The 15,444-nt window shown below is 62.7% G+C and carries 16 protein-coding genes; 12 read left to right on the plus strand and 4 right to left on the minus strand.

Going from position 1 to position 15,444, the window contains the following annotated elements:
- The first annotated feature begins 1 nt into the window (after position 1).
- From BM317_RS01380 to BM317_RS01435, 12 genes are all read left to right on the plus strand, one after another.
- Positions 2-187: a cbb3-type cytochrome oxidase subunit 3 gene (locus tag BM317_RS01380; protein WP_092472803.1), complete on the plus strand. Its 186-nt coding sequence runs from the start codon at positions 2-4 to the stop codon at positions 185-187.
- Positions 184-1,167, plus strand: a complete 984-nt coding sequence (ccoP, locus tag BM317_RS01385) for a cytochrome-c oxidase, cbb3-type subunit III (RefSeq protein WP_092472805.1) — start codon at positions 184-186, stop codon at positions 1,165-1,167. Before BM317_RS01380 ends, ccoP begins: the two co-directional genes overlap by 4 nt.
- 149 nt (positions 1,168-1,316) lie before the next feature.
- Positions 1,317-1,571: a type II toxin-antitoxin system Phd/YefM family antitoxin gene (locus tag BM317_RS01390; RefSeq protein WP_060738429.1), complete on the plus strand. Its 255-nt coding sequence runs from the start codon at positions 1,317-1,319 to the stop codon at positions 1,569-1,571.
- The gene (locus BM317_RS01395; RefSeq protein ID WP_092472807.1) at positions 1,571-1,993 is read left to right on the plus strand and encodes a type II toxin-antitoxin system VapC family toxin; all 423 of its coding nucleotides are present in this window, start codon (positions 1,571-1,573) and stop codon (positions 1,991-1,993) included. Before BM317_RS01390 ends, BM317_RS01395 begins: the two co-directional genes overlap by 1 nt.
- 205 nt (positions 1,994-2,198) lie before the next feature.
- A complete protein-coding gene (ccoG, locus tag BM317_RS01400) occupies positions 2,199-3,614 on the plus strand; it encodes a cytochrome c oxidase accessory protein CcoG (protein WP_092166644.1) in 1,416 nt (471 codons plus the stop codon).
- An 11-nt stretch (positions 3,615-3,625) separates the two neighbouring features.
- Positions 3,626-4,165 carry a FixH family protein gene (locus BM317_RS01405; protein WP_014339383.1) on the plus strand — a complete coding sequence of 180 codons (540 nt, stop codon included), beginning with the start codon at positions 3,626-3,628 and terminating at the stop codon, positions 4,163-4,165.
- Positions 4,166-4,321: 156 nt separating this feature from the next.
- Positions 4,322-6,772 carry a heavy metal translocating P-type ATPase gene (locus BM317_RS01410; RefSeq protein ID WP_092166647.1) on the plus strand — a complete coding sequence of 817 codons (2,451 nt, stop codon included), beginning with the start codon at positions 4,322-4,324 and terminating at the stop codon, positions 6,770-6,772.
- 24 nt (positions 6,773-6,796) lie between these two features.
- Positions 6,797-7,015 (plus strand): cbb3-type cytochrome oxidase assembly protein CcoS, encoded by a 219-nt coding sequence (ccoS, locus tag BM317_RS01415; RefSeq protein WP_092166649.1) that lies wholly within the window; start codon positions 6,797-6,799, stop codon positions 7,013-7,015.
- Complete coding sequence (locus BM317_RS01420) at positions 7,008-7,691, plus strand: sulfite exporter TauE/SafE family protein (protein WP_092166651.1); 684 nt, start codon at positions 7,008-7,010, stop codon at positions 7,689-7,691. Before ccoS ends, BM317_RS01420 begins: the two co-directional genes overlap by 8 nt.
- A 221-nt stretch (positions 7,692-7,912) precedes the next feature.
- Entirely contained in the window at positions 7,913-9,295 is a 1,383-nt protein-coding gene (gene hemN, locus BM317_RS01425; protein WP_092166653.1) for an oxygen-independent coproporphyrinogen III oxidase, read from the plus strand.
- Positions 9,296-9,389: 94 nt separating this feature from the next.
- Positions 9,390-10,124, plus strand: a complete 735-nt coding sequence (gene fnr / locus BM317_RS01430; RefSeq protein ID WP_092166655.1) for a fumarate/nitrate reduction transcriptional regulator Fnr — start codon at positions 9,390-9,392, stop codon at positions 10,122-10,124.
- Positions 10,125-10,200: 76 nt separating this feature from the next.
- Positions 10,201-10,749 (plus strand): adenine phosphoribosyltransferase, encoded by a 549-nt coding sequence (locus BM317_RS01435; RefSeq protein WP_003183509.1) that lies wholly within the window; start codon positions 10,201-10,203, stop codon positions 10,747-10,749.
- 125 nt (positions 10,750-10,874) lie between these two features.
- Here BM317_RS01435 and recR read toward each other — a convergent pair whose 3' ends face one another.
- From recR to dnaX, 4 genes are all read right to left on the minus strand, one after another.
- Positions 10,875-11,477: a recombination mediator RecR gene (recR, locus tag BM317_RS01440; RefSeq protein ID WP_060743061.1), complete on the minus strand. Its 603-nt coding sequence runs from the start codon at positions 11,475-11,477 to the stop codon at positions 10,875-10,877.
- 66 nt (positions 11,478-11,543) lie between these two features.
- Positions 11,544-12,578, minus strand: a complete 1,035-nt coding sequence (locus tag BM317_RS01445) for an NADP-dependent oxidoreductase (protein WP_092166657.1) — start codon at positions 12,576-12,578, stop codon at positions 11,544-11,546.
- 290 nt (positions 12,579-12,868) lie between these two features.
- Positions 12,869-13,207 carry a YbaB/EbfC family nucleoid-associated protein gene (locus BM317_RS01450; protein ID WP_003183512.1) on the minus strand — a complete coding sequence of 113 codons (339 nt, stop codon included), beginning with the start codon at positions 13,205-13,207 and terminating at the stop codon, positions 12,869-12,871.
- Positions 13,208-13,271: 64 nt separating this feature from the next.
- Positions 13,272-15,347, minus strand: coding sequence for a DNA polymerase III subunit gamma/tau (gene dnaX / locus BM317_RS01455; protein ID WP_092166665.1), 2,076 nt, complete (start codon positions 15,345-15,347; stop codon positions 13,272-13,274).
- Positions 15,348-15,444 lie beyond the last annotated feature (97 nt).

The raw sequence follows: 15,444 nt of genomic DNA on the forward strand, positions 1-15,444 counted from the left end.
GATGGATATCGGGATGATTCGTGGCCTGGGCACCGTCGTCGTGATGGTGGCCTTTATCGGCCTGGCCTTGTGGGTGTTCAGCCCCAAGCGCAAGTCGGAGTTTGACGACGCGACCTTGCTGCCGTTCGCGGATGATCCCGAGGCCATCAAGCACGTCGAGCAAGTTTCTAGGAGTAACAAAGAATGACTACGTTCTGGAGTCTGTACGTCACAGTCCTCAGTCTGGGTACGATCTTCGCCCTGACCTGGCTGCTGCTGTCGACCCGCAAGGGCCAGCGCAGCGAAGCCACCGAAGAGACGGTTGGCCACTCCTTCGACGGGATCGAGGAGTACGACAACCCGCTGCCGAAATGGTGGTTCATGTTGTTCGTGGGCACCATCGTGTTCGCCCTCGGTTACCTGGTGCTCTACCCTGGCCTGGGCAACTGGAAAGGCCTGCTGCCAGGCTATAACTACCTGGACAACGAAAAGCAGACCGCCTTCGCCAACGGCCAGACCGGCTGGACAGGCGTTCACGAGTGGGAAAAGGAAATGGCTCGCTCGGACGCCAAGTTCGGTCCGATCTTCGCCAAGTTCGCTTCCATGCCGATCGAAGAAGTCGCCAAGAACCCGCAAGCCCTGAAGATGGGTGGCCGCCTGTTCGCCTCCAACTGCTCGGTCTGCCACGGTTCCGACGCCAAGGGTGCCTATGGCTTCCCCAACCTGACCGACGCCGACTGGCGCTGGGGCGGCGAGCCGGAAACCATCAAGACGACCATCATGGGCGGACGTCACGCCGTGATGCCGGGCTGGGCTGCCGTGGTCGGCGAACAAGGCGTGGCCGACGTGGCTTCCTACCTGGTGACCAGCCTGCACGGTCGCAAGCTGCCGGAAGGCGCCAAGGCCGACCCGGCCAACGGCCAGAAACTGTTCGCGGCCAACTGCGTGGCCTGCCACGGTCCTGCCGGCAAGGGCACGCCCGCCATGGGCGCACCTGACCTGACGCATCCGGCCGGTTTCATCTACGGTTCGAGCTTCGCCCAACTGCAGCAGACCATCCGCTACGGTCGCCAGGGCCAAATGCCGGCCCAGGCCGACCTGCAAGGCAACGACAAGGTCCACCTGCTGGCCGCCTATGTCTACAGCCTGTCTCACGGCGAAAAGGCACCTGCGGCTGACGCCCAGTAAAGCCAACGCCTGATGCACCAAAGGCCCCGTCAACCAACATTGACGGGGCCTTTTTGTTTGCCGGTGCGACAGGACGAAATGGTTTTATCTTGCCCGCAAACAGCCGTGGTAGTAACGTGCCTACATTCAGTTCTATCGAGGACGCCGCCATGTCCATCACCACTATTTCCAGCCGCGAATTCAACCACGACACAAGTGGTGCCAAAAAAGCCACCCGCCAGGGGCCGGTCATCATTACCGACCGTGGCAAGCCGGCCCATGTGCTGCTAAGCATTGAGGAGTACCAGAAACTGACCGGCATCGGCACCAGCATTGTCGAGTTGCTCGTCATGCCCGACACGCCGGATATTGATTTCGATACCGAACGTGCCGTCATCTCTCCTCGACCGGTGGACCTGTCCTGATGTACCTGCTCGACACTAACGTCATCTCGGAACTGCGCAAGCCTCAAGCCGATAAGAACGTACAGGCCTGGGCGCGTGGCGTGCCCGCCCCCAGCCTTTACCTCTCGGCGATTACCGTATTGGAATTGGAAACCGGCGTGTTGCGCTTCGAACGCAAGGACCCGGAGCAAGGCAGTCGCCTGCGCGCATGGCTGGACAACCATGTCATGCCCGCATTCGCCGGAAGAATCCTGGCGGTCGACCGCGCCGTCGCGCTGCGCTGCGCTCGCCTGCACGTTCCGGATCGCAGCAATGAATGCGATGCACTGATTGCCGCCACTGCGCTGGTTCACGGACTGACCGTAGTCACCCGCAACGTGAATGATTTCCAGAACAGCGGCGTGGTGGTGCTCAACCCCTGGTCATCCAATCCACCCGCTTGAGACGGCAGCTCCTACAATAGTCAATTGATCTGGGTCATGACTTGTTACATCCGCTACACCATTCTATGCAGGCGCCCAACGCGACCAAAGGTCGCACCCTTGAGCCAGAGCGACAGGCGTATCATTGCGCCACTGCAACACCCTTTCTGACCGAGGTCGGCACGCACTGGCCCCGGCACTTTTCCACTGCCGTGGGATGCAATTGATGAGCAACCAGATTCCGGTACATGACGTTACCCCGCCTGCCAAGGACGCGAACAAAAGCGTCGACCTGTACGCCTCTCGGGAAAAAATCTACACCCGCGCCTTCACCGGCCTGTTCCGCAACCTGCGGATGCTGGGCGGAGCGTTCTTGTTCCTGCTGTATTTCGGTACGGTCTGGTTGAACTGGGGCGGCCATCAGGCCGTCTGGTGGAACCTGCCGGAACGCAAGTTCTTCATTTTCGGTGCGACGTTCTGGCCCCAGGATTTCATCCTGCTGTCGGGGATGCTGATCATTGCGGCATTTGGCCTGTTCTTCATCACGGTCTATGCCGGACGGGTGTGGTGCGGCTACACCTGCCCACAAAGCGTGTGGACCTGGATCTTCATGTGGTGCGAAAAAGTCACCGAAGGCGATCGCAACCAGCGCATCAAGCTCGACAAGGCCCCCATGGGCGCCAACAAATTCCTGCGCAAGTTCGCCAAGCACAGCCTGTGGCTGCTGATCGGCTTCGTCACCGGCGTGACCTTTGTCGGTTACTTCACGCCGATCCGCGAACTGGTATTCGAGTTCTTTACCGGCCAGGCCGATGGCTGGTCGTATTTCTGGATCGGCTTCTTCACCCTCGCCACCTATGGCAACGCCGGCTGGCTGCGTGAGCAGGTGTGCATCTACATGTGCCCTTACGCACGCTTTCAAAGCGTGATGTTCGACAAGGACACCTTGATCGTGTCCTACGACCCGCGTCGTGGCGAAAGCCGTGGCCCGCGCAAGAAAGGTGTGGACTACAAGGCCCTGGGCCTTGGGGACTGCATCGACTGCACCATGTGCGTCCAGGTCTGCCCGACCGGCATCGACATCCGCGACGGCTTGCAGATCGAGTGCATTGGCTGCGCGGCCTGCATCGATGCCTGCGACAACATCATGGACAAGATGGACTATCCCCGCGGCCTGATCAGCTACACCACCGAACACAACCTCTCGGGGCAGAAAACCCATAAACTGCGCCCGCGCCTGATCGGCTATGCCCTGGTGCTGCTGGCCATGATCAGCCTGTTGGTGACGGCGTTCTTCATGCGCTCACTGGTGGGTTTCGATGTCAGCAAGGACCGCGTGCTGTATCGCGAAAACGCCGAGGGCCGGATCGAGAACGTCTACAGCCTGAAGATCATGAACAAGGACCAACGCGACCATACGTACGTCCTGGAAGCCGCAGGCCTGCCCGACCTCAAGCTGCAAGGCCGTCGGGAAATCAAGGTCGCGGCCGGCGAGATCTACAGCCAGCCGGTTGAACTGTCCAGCGCACCGGAGCAACTGCCATCGAGCACCAACGAGGTGACCTTCATCCTCAAGGACGCCGATGACGAAAGCGTACATGTCGAAGCCAAGAGCCGGTTCATCGGCCCACAAACTCGTTGAGAGAACTGAACATGCCTGCAGCAACCGCCACCAGCCCTTGGTACAAGCACCTCTGGCCGTGGATCATCATCGCCATCCTGACCTGCTCGGTAACCCTGAGCCTGACGATGGTGACCATTGCGGTGAAAAACCCGGACAACCTGGTCAACGACAACTATTACGAAGCCGGCAAGGGAATCAACCGCTCGCTGGAGCGCGAACTGCTGGCCCAGACCCTGCAACTGCATGCCAACGTGCAACTGGATGACGTGACCGGCGAAGTGAACCTGCGCCTGAACGGCAACAGCCGCCCCCAGACCCTGGAACTGAGCCTGATCTCGCCAACCCAGCCGGAGAAGGACCGCAAGATCGTCCTGACCCGCAACGACAGCGAACCGGGGCGCTACGTCGGCCAGTTGACGGACAAGATCGAAGGCCGGCGCTTTGTCGAATTGCTGGGGGTGGAGAACGACAAGACCTGGCGCCTGTTCGAAGAGGAACAGATCAACCACGACCAGGACATCCTGCTCGGCGATGAACCGCTGCAAGGTGCTGAAGACCTGAAGAAATAAGCCGCTTTCCTGTGGTTCTGATTGTTCCCATGCTCCGCGTGGGAACGCAGCCCGGGACGCTCCGCGTCCCCTCGCAAGCGTGACGCGGAGCGTCACAGGATGCGTTCCCACGCCGAGCATGGGAACGATCATTGGACAACGTTCTGTGAAAACGCAATGACCACTCCACAGCCCTGCTACCACTGCGCCCTGCCCGTCCCCCCTGGCAGTCGCTTCACCGCCGTTGTCCTCGGTGAAACCCGCGAGCTGTGCTGCCCGGGTTGCCAGGCGGTGGCCGAGGCCATTGTTGCCGGAGGCCTGGAGAGCTATTACCTGCATCGCAGTGAGGCGTCGGCCAATCCCGAGACCCTGCCCGTCCAGTTGACCGATGAACTGGCGCTGTACGATCGCCCTGACGTGCAGCAATCGTTCGTGCGCCATGAGGGCGAGCTGGCCGAAACCACCCTGTTGATGGAAGGCATCAGTTGCGCCGCCTGTGGCTGGTTGATCGAAAAACAGCTACGCAGCCTGCCAGCCGTGGCCGAGGCGCGGTTGAACCTGTCCAATCATCGCCTGCATGTGCGCTGGGCCGACGCCCAGTTGCCGCTGAGCACGCTGCTCGCCGAATTGCGCCAGATCGGCTACGTCGCCCACCCGTACCAGGCCGACCAGGCGTGCGAGCAACTCGCCGCACAAAACCGCCTGGCCTTGCGCCAATTGGGCGTGGCCGGTCTGTTGTGGTTCCAGGCGATGATGGCGACGATGGCCACCTGGCCGGAATTCAACATCGACCTGAGCCCGGAGATGCACACCATCCTGCGCTGGGTCGCCTTGTTTCTCACCACGCCCATCGTGTTCTACAGCTGCGCGCCGTTCTTCAAAGGTGCCATGCGCGACCTGCGCACCCGCCACCTGACCATGGACGTTTCGGTGTCCCTGGCCATCGGCAGCGCCTACATTGCCGGGATCTGGACGTCGATCACTGGCGTTGGCGAGTTGTACTTCGATGCCGTGGGCATGTTCGCCCTTTTCCTGCTGGCCGGCCGTTACCTGGAGCGCCGGGCCCGGGAGCGTACCGCTGCCGCCACCGCTCAACTGGTCAATCTGTTGCCGGCCTCGTGCCTGCGCCTGGAGGATAACGGCCAGAGTGAACGCATCCTGCTCAGCGAGTTGCGCACCGGCGACCGGGTATTGGTGCATCCAGGCGCGGTGCTGCCGGCCGATGGCAGGATCCTGGATGGACAGTCCAGCATCGACGAGTCGTTGCTGACCGGTGAATACCTGCCACAACCTCGGCAGGTGGGGGATGCGGTCACCGCGGGCACGCTGAACGTCGAAGGGGCCTTGACGGTCGAGGTGCTGGCCCTCGGGCAAGACACCCGATTGTCGGCCATCGTTCGCCTGCTGGAACGGGCCCAGGCCGAGAAACCACGATTGGCGGAGATCGCCGATCGCGCCGCCCAATGGTTCCTGCTGTTCTCCCTGGTCGCGGCGGCGGCCATCGGCCTGTTGTGGTGGCAACTGGATGCCTCACGGGCCTTCTGGATCGTCCTGGCGATGCTGGTCGCCACTTGCCCCTGCGCATTGTCCCTCGCCACGCCGACCGCCCTCACCGCCGCTACCGGCACCTTGCATAAACTTGGCCTGCTGCTGACGCGCGGCCATGTACTGGAAGGCCTGAACCAGATCGACACGGTGATTTTCGACAAGACCGGCACCCTCACCGAAGGCCGCCTGGCGTTGCGCGCCATTCGGCCACTGGCGGCCCTCGACAGCGATCACTGCCTGGGCTTGGCCGCGGCCCTGGAAAACCGCTCGGAACACCCCATCGCCCGCGCCTTTGGCCGCGCGCCAATGGCCGCCGAGCAGGTGCACAGCACCCCGGGGCTGGGGCTGGAAGGGCTCGTGGCCGAACAACGCCTGCGCATCGGCCAGCCCGGTTTTGTCTGCGAACTGAGTGGCGCGGCCATACCGCAGATGCCGGACGAAGCCGGGCAATGGCTGTTGCTGGGCGATGAGATCGGGCCGCTGGCCTGGTTCGTCCTCGATGACCGCTTGCGTGCCGACGCCCCGGCCCTGTTGGCGGCCTGCAAGGCGCGGGGCTGGCGAACGCTGCTGCTGTCGGGCGACAGTTCGCCGATGGTTGCCAGCGTCGCCGCCGAGCTGGGCATCGATGAGGCCCGGGGCGGCCTGCGCCCGGACGACAAGCTGGCGGTGTTGCAGCAATTGCACCAACAGGGCCGCAAGGTGCTGATGCTCGGCGATGGCGTGAACGACGTGCCCGTGCTGGCGGCAGCGGACATCAGTGTCGCCATGGGCTCGGCCACCGACCTGGCCAAGACCAGCGCCGACGCGGTGCTGCTGTCCAACCGCCTCGACGCCCTGATCCACGCCTTCAATCTGGCCCGGCGCACCCGCCGAGTGATCATTGAGAACCTGGTGTGGGCAGGGCTGTACAATGGCCTCATGTTGCCGTTCGCCGCCCTCGGCTGGATTACACCGGTATGGGCCGCGGTCGGCATGTCCATCAGTTCGTTGACCGTGGTGTTGAATGCCCTGAGGCTGACGCGTCAGCCCAAGGCGCAGGTGATCGACGCCACGCCCGATACCCGCCCGCTGCCGGCCTGAGCCGCGCGGGCATGGAGTCCTGACATGCCAGCTCTTTACGTAATGATCCCGGCCGCGCTGCTGATCGTGGCCATCGCCGTGTACATTTTCTTCTGGGCCGTGGACAGCGGACAGTACGACGACCTCGACGGTCCGGCCCACAGTATTCTGTTCGACGACCAGGATCCGAACCACAAGGCGGCGGTGGACGAAGCCAGCGGCCAGGCCCACGAGCCGGACGACAAGGCTCCGCCCCATGCTTGACCTGGCGCCACTGCTGGTCTCGGCGGTCATCCTCGGTCTGCTGGGCGGCGGCCATTGCCTGGGCATGTGCGGCGGCCTGATGGGCGCCCTGACCCTGGCGATTCCCAAGGAACAGCGCAGCCGCCGCTTTCGGTTGCTGCTGGCGTACAACCTGGGGCGAATCCTGAGCTATGCCGCCGCCGGGTTGCTGATCGGCCTGGCCGGCTGGGCCGTGTCCAACAGTCCAGCAGCGATGATCATGCGGGTACTGGCCGGTTTGCTGCTGATTGCCATGGGTCTGTATCTGGCGGGCTGGTGGAGCGGCCTGACCCGTATCGAAAGCGTGGGGCGTGGCTTGTGGCGGCACATCCAACCCGTCGCCAACCGCTTGCTGCCGGTGTCGAGCCTGCCCCGGGCCTTACTGCTCGGTGCCCTATGGGGCTGGCTGCCGTGCGGATTGGTCTACAGCACCCTGCTATGGTCCGCCAGCCAGGGCAATGCCCTGGACAGCGCCCTGCTGATGCTCGCCTTCGGCCTGGGCACCTGGCCGGTGCTGCTCGCCACCGGCCTGGCCGCCGAGCGCATCACCGCCCTGCTGCGCAAACGCAGCGTGCGCATGGCCGGTGGGCTGTTGGTGATTGTTTTCGGGATCTGGACACTGCCTGGGCCGCACCAGCATTGGCTCATGGGCCACTGAATGTGGGAGCCGAACTTGCTCGCGATGGCGGTGGTTCAGCTGACATCCGTGCTGGATGTGCCGCCGTTATCGCGAGCAAGCTCGGCTCCCACAGGTCATGTATCGTCTTCAAAAGCCTTGCACACCCTTTCTGCGCAGCGAGCTCGTTGACACAAATCAAGACCACCCCGCGCATCCCCCCCTAGACTCGCCCCATGCCAGCCTACCCGGGGAACACCCGCATGCTCGACGCCATCCGTTGGGACCCAGACCTGATCCGCCACTACGACCTGGCGGGACCACGCTACACCTCGTACCCGACTGCGGCGCAGTTCGGGGGCCAGGTGGGCACCTTCGACCTGCTCCATGCCCTGCGGGACAGCCGCAAGGCCCAGCGCCCATTGTCGGTGTATGTGCACGTGCCGTTCTGCGCGAACATCTGCTACTACTGCGCCTGCAACAAGGTCATCACCAAGGACCGTGGCCGTGCCCACGCCTATCTGCAACGCCTGGAACAGGAAATCCAGCTGATAGGCTGCCACCTGGACCCCGCCCAGCGTGTGGAACAGTTGCATTTTGGCGGCGGCACCCCGACGTTCCTCAGCCACGACGAACTGCGCCAACTGATGGCCACGCTGCGCAAGCACCTCAACCTGCTGGACGACGACTCCGGCGACTACGGCATCGAGATCGATCCCCGGGAGGCCGACTGGTCGACCATGGGGCTATTGCGTGAACTGGGGTTCAACCGAGTCAGCATCGGCCTGCAAGACCTTGACCCGGCAGTGCAGCGCGCCGTCAATCGCCCGCAAAGCCTGGAAGAAACCCGCGCTGTGGTCGAGGCTGCCCGAACCTTGCAATTCCGTTCGATCAATATTGACCTGATCTACGGCCTGCCCAAGCAGACCCCGGACAACTTCGCCCGCACCGTCGAGGAAGTCATCCACCTGCAACCGGACCGGCTCTCGGTGTTCAACTACGCCCACCTGCCGGAACGCTTCATGCCCCAGCGGCGCATCAACAGCCAGGATTTGCCGAACCCGGAGCAGAAACTGGCGATGCTGCAGGGCACCATCGAACAACTGACCGCCGCCGGCTATCGCTACGTCGGCATGGACCACTTCGCCCTGCCCGACGACGAGTTGGCCATCGCCCAGGAAGAGGCCACGCTGCAGCGCAACTTCCAGGGCTACACCACCCATGGCCATTGCGACCTGATCGGCCTCGGCGTGTCGGCCATCAGCCAGATCGGCGACCTGTACTGCCAGAACAGCAGCGACCTGAACCATTACCAGAACACCCTCGCCGACGGGCAACTGGCGACCAGTCGCGGCTGGGTATGCAACGCCGACGACCGGTTGCGGCGTGCGGTGATCCAGCAATTGATTTGTCATTTCAACCTGGCCTTCGCCGAGATCGAGCAAACCTTCAATATCGATTTTGGAGGATATTTTGCGCCGCTATGGCCGCAATTGCAGGCCATGGCCAAGGACGGCCTGATCGAACTCGACAACACGCACATCAAAGTCCTGCCCGCCGGGCGCCTGCTGGTGCGATCCGTGTGCATGGTCTTCGATGCCTATCTGGAGCAGCACAATCGGCAGCGCTTCTCCCGGGTAATCTGAGCGCGACAATTTGACGACGAAACCGCACTGGCCGGAGTGCCCACGCTGGGGTACCCTTACGGCCTATGTGTGTTTTCCCACAAGGATTGAAGAAATGTCCGAGCCAGTCAAACTGCGCGCCCACAACCAGGCCCACTGCAAGGATTGCAGCCTGGCACCGCTGTGCCTGCCACTTTCATTGAATCTGGAGGACATGGATGCGCTGGACGAAATCGTCAAACGGGGCCGTCCGTTGAAAAAAGGTGAATTCCTGTTTCGCCAGGGCGACACCTTCGATTCCGTCTACGCGGTGCGCTCGGGCGCCTTGAAAACCTTTAACCTGAGCGATGGCGGCGAAGAGCAGCTCACCGGTTTCCATCTGCCCAGCGAACTGGTGGGCCTGTCCGGCATGGACACCGAGACCCATCCGGTCTCGGCCCAGGCGCTGGAAACCACTTCGGTGTGCGAAATCCCCTTCGACCGCCTGGACGAGCTGGCCCTACAGTTGCCGCAACTGCGTCGCCAGTTGATGCGGGTCATGAGCCGGGAAATCCGTGACGATCAGCAGATGATGCTGCTGCTCTCGAAAAAAACCGCCGACGAGCGCATCGCCACCTTCCTGGTCAACCTCTCGGCACGCTTCCGCGCCCGCGGGTTCTCGGCCAACCAGTTCCGCCTGAGCATGTCGCGCAACGAAATCGGCAATTACCTGGGCCTGGCGGTGGAAACCGTGTCCCGGGTGTTCACCCGTTTCCAGCAGAACGAATTGATTGCCGCCGAAGGCAAGGAAATTCACATCCTCGACCCGATCCAGCTCTGCGCCCTGGCCGGCGGCTCGATCGACGGCTGATGGACGAGCGCGGCTGAGGGATTTGCCCCGCCGCGCTATACTGCCGCGTTTGCAGCCCTGCCAGGACACCTCCACGATGGTCTTTGACTCCTTCGACATCAAATCCCTGATTCGTCCCGTGATCGATTTCCCCAAGCCCGGCGTGATCTTTCGCGACATTACCCCACTGTTCCAATCCCCGACCGCCCTGCGCCTGGTCATGGACAGTTTCGCCCACCGCTATGTCGAGGCCGAGTTCACTCACATTGGCGCGATGGATGCCCGCGGTTTCCTGATCGGTTCGATCCTGGCCTATCAGTTGAACAAACCGCTGGTCTTGTTCCGCAAGCAAGGCAAACTGCCGGCCGACGTACTGGCCGAGGGATACCAGACCGAATACGGCGAAGCCTTCCTTGAAGTGCATGCCGACAGCCTGTGCGAGGGGGATTCGGTGGTGATGTTCGATGACCTGATCGCCACCGGTGGCACGCTGATCGCCGCCGCCAACCTGATCCGCCGCATGGGCGCCAAGGTCCACGAGGCCGCAGCGATCATTGACTTGCCGGAGCTGCTCGGCTCCCAGCGCCTGGAAGACATGGGGATCCCCACGTTCTGCCTGACGCAGTTCTCCCTCAGCGAAAAATAACGCTCACTACGAAACCTAATGTGGGAGCGGGCTTGCTCGCGAAGGCGGAGTATCAGTTAGCCCTTATGTTGGCTGACACCCCGCTTTCGCGAGCAAGCCCGCTCCCACAAGGAATTGGGTAGCGGTTACAACGCGATCGGCTTACGGCCCGCAAACGAATGCGCCAGCGTTCCACCATCCACCAACTCAAGCTCCCCTCCCAGTGGCACGCCGTGGGCGATGCGGGAGGCGACCAGGCCTTTGTTGTTCAGCAGCTGGGCGATGTAATGGGCGGTGGCTTCGCCTTCGACCGTCGGGTTGGTGGCGAGGATGACTTCCGTGAACGTGCCCGCCTCTTCGATCCGCGCGATCAACTGTGGAATGCCGATGGCTTCCGGACCCAAGCCGTCGAGCGGGGACAAATGGCCCTTGAGCACGAAATAACGGCCACGAAAACCGGTCTGCTCCACCGCATACACATCCATCGGTCCCTCCACCACGCAGAGCAAGGTGTCGTCCCGGCGCGGGTCGGCACATTGCGGGCAGAGGTCGTCTTCGGTGAGGGTGCGGCATAAACGGCAATGCCCTACGCCTTCCATGGCTTGGCTCAGGGCCTGGGCCAGGCGCGAACCGCCGCTGCGATCACGCTCGAGCAATTGCAACGCCATGCGCTGGGCAGTTTTCTGACCCACACCCGGCAACGTTCGCAGGGCATCGATCAGTTGGCGAATCAAAGGGCTGAAGCTCATGGAGGAAATGTCCGACATAACAACGAGACGCGGTTTATACCCGCGCCTCCGGTTAGCGTCAAATACTCAATCCTGCGCGACCCGAACCACCAACTTGCCGAAGTTGCGCCCTTCCAACAGGCCGATAAACGCCTGTGGCGCATTTTCCAAGCCATCGACCACGTCCTCACGGAACTTGACCTTGCCGTCGCGCACCCAAGGGGCCATGGCACTGATGAACTCCGGCTGACGGTCACCGTAGTCGTCGAACACAATGAACCCCTGGATCCGCACGCGCTTGGTCAGCAAGGTGCGCTGCAGTTGGGGCAAGCGATCCGGGCCGCTCGGAGCCTGATGATCATTGTAGGAGGCGATCAAGCCACAGAGCGGGATCCTCGCCTTGGCGTTGAGCAACGGCACGACGGCATCGAAGACCTTGCCACCAACGTTTTCGTAATAGATATCGATGCCCGTGTCACAGGCCCTCGCCAGTTCCTCGGCAAAATTGGCGCTCTTGTGATCGACACAGGCATCAAAGCCCAGCTCATCGACCACGTACTTGCATTTCTCGCTGCCGCCCGCGACCCCGACGACACGCAGGCCCTTGATTTTCGCCACCTGGCCGACCACCGAGCCCACGGCACCCGAGGCGGCGGCAACCACCAGGGTTTCCCCGGCCTTGGGCTGGCCAATGTCCATCAGCCCCATGTAAGCGGTCATGCCTGGCATGCCCAGTACACCCAAGGCCATCGACGGGCTAGGCAGGCCGGAGGGGATGGGCATCACATTGCGCCCATCGCTGATGCTGTGGCTCTGCCAACCCGTGGCGCCCACCACCAGATCTCCCTCTTGGAATTTCGGGTGCATCGAACGCTCCACACGGCTGACAGCGCCGCCGGTCATCACCTCATCGATTTCCACCGGCGCGGCGTAGGAAGGTGCATCGCTCATGCGCCCACGCATGTAGGGGTCCAGGGACAGGAACAGCGTCTTGAGCAGGATCTGCCCCTGTGCCAGGTCCGGCAGGGTCACCTGCTCCAGGCGGAAATTCTCCGGGGTCGGGGCGCCATGGGGGCGAGAGGCCAGGACGATGCGCTGGCTGGTGGTCGATGCTTGTGACATGGAAGCGTCTCCTTGATCGTTGAGTGGCACGTATAGGGAGCAGACCCTTGCCGAGGGGGCAGCGTTCGATGTTTGTTCGGTTGGACCGCAGTGGCCGCATCGCGAGCAAGCTCGCTCCCACATAGGACCTGCGACGAACCTCACAATTGAGGAGCACTTCAATCCAGTGTGGGAGCGAGCTTGCTCGCGATAGCGGCCACTGCGGTCCAACGCTGTATCTGGGCCAGAAATAAAAATGCCAGGCGCGATGCCTGGCATTGTGTGTAGCCCATCCCGACCGGGATGGCGAATCAGAACGGCAGTTTCATGCCCGGTGGCAGTTGCATGCCAGCGGTCATGCCGGACATCTTGTCCTGGCTGTTGGCTTCGATCTTGCGCACCGCGTCGTTGACGGCGGCAGCGAACAGGGCTTCGAGCATTTCCTTGTCATCTTCGCTCAGGCCTTCGACCACGCTTGGGTCGATGCTGACACGCTTGATGTCGTGACGACCGGTCATGACCACGGTCACCATGTCGCCACCGGATTTGCCGGTGACTTCGGCGTTGGCCAGTTCTTCCTGCATCTTGGCCATTTTTTCCTGCATCTGCTGCGCCTGCTTCATCAGGCCGGCCATGCCACCTTTCATCATGGGAATCACCTCGAAAGTACTTGGATAAACAACACGCCCGGCCCGTTCGGCCCGGCGCCTTCAGTTATGAGCCCTGGGTGACCGGGGCCTCGACAGGTTCGATAGTATCGTGACGGACCACGGCGCCGAACTGTTGCATCATCTGCTGGATGAATGGATCACCGTGGATCGACTCCTCGGCTTCGCGCTGGCGGTCGGCACGGCGGCGAGACGCGGCCTGGGCCGGAGTCTCCTGCTCGGGCTTGATCAGCTCGATGGTCAGCGTCAGGGTACGCTCGTGATACTGGTTCAGTGCATCGTTGAGGCGACGTTGCTGGGTCGCGTTGAACAGTGCGCTGTGGGCCGGGTCCAGGTGCAGCAGCCAGTGGTCGCCCTCCACGGCCATCAGCGTGCAGTTGGCGGCGATGCTGCCGGTCATGCCGCTGATCGGCAGTTTAGGAAACAGTTCCAGCCATTGCAGGGCCAGCCCGGTGGCCGGCATCGCCGCCGGTTCGGGTTCGGGCTCAGGGGCCGGCTCAGCGGCGTGCTCACTGGCCAGGTCGTCCAGGTAGCTGTACGCCGAGTCCATGTCCGGCTCGATGTAATCCTCATCCAGCGGCGGCTCGTCGTCCAGGTCGATGCCCGGCGTGGCGATATCGACGTCGGCCACCGTCGGCTCGGGCACGGGCGCTGCGACCCATTCCGGCGCATCGGGCACCACGCTATCGGGCGTCGGCAGGGGCATCGGCGGCAACTCGGGCTGCTCGGCGACGGTTTCCAAGACGGGCTCGACGACCGGCTGCTGGACCACTGGCGGCTCGACCGGGTCGTTCCAAGGCAGGTCGACGACTTCTTCGGCGACGGGCTCGGGTACCGCCTCGACGACCGGCTCGGGTTCCGGCTCGGGCGTCGCGACAACAGGCGCCGGCACCGGCTGGGCTACAGGTGCCACCGCTGCCGGAGCCGAAGCCACTGCCGGCGCAACGACGGGCGCGGCAGCCACTGGCTTGGCGGAATCAGCTGTGGCCTGGCTGATCCCCACTGGCTTTAGCGTTTGCCTCGGGGCATCCACCGTGTCGGCTGGCCGGAACGCCAGCATTCGCAGCAGGACCATTTCGAAGCCGCCTCGCGGATCCGGTGCCAGGGGCAGGTCACGGCGGCCGATCAGGCCCATCTGGTAATAGAACTGCACGTCCTCGGCCGGCAGTGCCTGGGCCAGGGCCAGTACGCGATCACGGTCGCCATGGCCGTTGTCGACGCCTTCGGGCAGGGCCTGGGCAATGGCGACACGGTGCAGCACGTTGAGGATTTCCGAAAGTACGCCATTCCAGTCCGGCCCCTGCTCGGCCAGGTGACGCACCGCCTCGAGCAGCGCCTTGGCATCGCCCTCGATCAGCGCATGCAAGACGTCATAGACCTGGCCGTGATCGAGGGTGCCGAGCATGGCTCGGACATCGGCGGCCATGACCTTGCCTTCACCGAAAGCGATGGCCTGGTCGGTCAGGCTCATGGCGTCGCGCATCGAACCATCGGCGGCACGGCCCAGCAGCCACAACGCATCGTCTTCGAATGGCACGTTCTCGACGCCCAATACGTGGGTCAGGTGCTCGACCACCCGCTCCGGCGTCATGTTCTTCAGGGAGAACTGCAGGCACCGCGACAGAATCGTTGCAGGAAGTTTCTGCGGGTCGGTGGTCGCCAGGATGAACTTGACGTAGGGCGGCGGTTCTTCGAGGGTCTTGAGCAGCGCATTGAAGGAATGGCTGGAGAGCATGTGCACTTCGTCGATCAGGTAGACCTTGAAGCGCCCACGGCTCGGGGCGTACTGCACGTTGTCGAGCAGTTCGCGGGTGTCTTCGACCTTGGTGCGGCTGGCGGCGTCGATCTCGATCAGGTCGACGAAGCGGCCCTCATCGATTTCCCGGCAGACCGAACACTCGCCACAAGGTGTCGAAGTGATACCGGTTTCACAGTTCAGGCACTTGGCAATGATCCGCGCGATGGTGGTCTTGCCCACGCCCCGAGTACCGGTGAACAGGTAGGCGTGGTGCAGCCGCTGGCTGTCCAAGGCATTGATCAGAGCCTTGAGCACATGGGTCTGGCCGACCATTTCGCGGAACGAGCGCGGACGCCATTTACGTGCAAGAACCTGATAACTCATCGAAAACCGTCGCAACGAAGGAACATAAGCGGCTAATGCTAGCGGAGCAGGGGCGAAATTGCATCCGGTGTGCTCGTCTAATGTGACTAAGCTAGGC

Origin of the sequence: Pseudomonas sp. NFACC24-1 (assembly GCF_900115235.1) — a bacterium.
Taxonomy (GTDB): domain Bacteria; phylum Pseudomonadota; class Gammaproteobacteria; order Pseudomonadales; family Pseudomonadaceae; genus Aquipseudomonas; species Aquipseudomonas fluorescens_AA.

Coding starts and splice junctions, on each gene's coding strand:
- BM317_RS01380 (WP_092472803.1), top strand. CDS start 2: ATGGATATCGGGATGATTCGTGGCCTGGGCACCGTCGTCGTGATGGTG.
- ccoP (WP_092472805.1), top strand. CDS start 184: ATGACTACGTTCTGGAGTCTGTACGTCACAGTCCTCAGTCTGGGTACG.
- BM317_RS01390 (WP_060738429.1), top strand. CDS start 1,317: ATGTCCATCACCACTATTTCCAGCCGCGAATTCAACCACGACACAAGT.
- BM317_RS01395 (WP_092472807.1), top strand. CDS start 1,571: ATGTACCTGCTCGACACTAACGTCATCTCGGAACTGCGCAAGCCTCAA.
- ccoG (WP_092166644.1), top strand. CDS start 2,199: ATGAGCAACCAGATTCCGGTACATGACGTTACCCCGCCTGCCAAGGAC.
- BM317_RS01405 (WP_014339383.1), top strand. CDS start 3,626: ATGCCTGCAGCAACCGCCACCAGCCCTTGGTACAAGCACCTCTGGCCG.
- BM317_RS01410 (WP_092166647.1), top strand. CDS start 4,322: ATGACCACTCCACAGCCCTGCTACCACTGCGCCCTGCCCGTCCCCCCT.
- ccoS (WP_092166649.1), top strand. CDS start 6,797: ATGCCAGCTCTTTACGTAATGATCCCGGCCGCGCTGCTGATCGTGGCC.
- BM317_RS01420 (WP_092166651.1), top strand. CDS start 7,008: ATGCTTGACCTGGCGCCACTGCTGGTCTCGGCGGTCATCCTCGGTCTG.
- hemN (WP_092166653.1), top strand. CDS start 7,913: ATGCTCGACGCCATCCGTTGGGACCCAGACCTGATCCGCCACTACGAC.
- fnr (WP_092166655.1), top strand. CDS start 9,390: ATGTCCGAGCCAGTCAAACTGCGCGCCCACAACCAGGCCCACTGCAAG.
- BM317_RS01435 (WP_003183509.1), top strand. CDS start 10,201: ATGGTCTTTGACTCCTTCGACATCAAATCCCTGATTCGTCCCGTGATC.
- recR (WP_060743061.1), bottom strand. CDS start 11,477: ATGAGCTTCAGCCCTTTGATTCGCCAACTGATCGATGCCCTGCGAACG.
- BM317_RS01445 (WP_092166657.1), bottom strand. CDS start 12,578: ATGTCACAAGCATCGACCACCAGCCAGCGCATCGTCCTGGCCTCTCGC.
- BM317_RS01450 (WP_003183512.1), bottom strand. CDS start 13,207: ATGATGAAAGGTGGCATGGCCGGCCTGATGAAGCAGGCGCAGCAGATG.
- dnaX (WP_092166665.1), bottom strand. CDS start 15,347: ATGAGTTATCAGGTTCTTGCACGTAAATGGCGTCCGCGCTCGTTCCGC.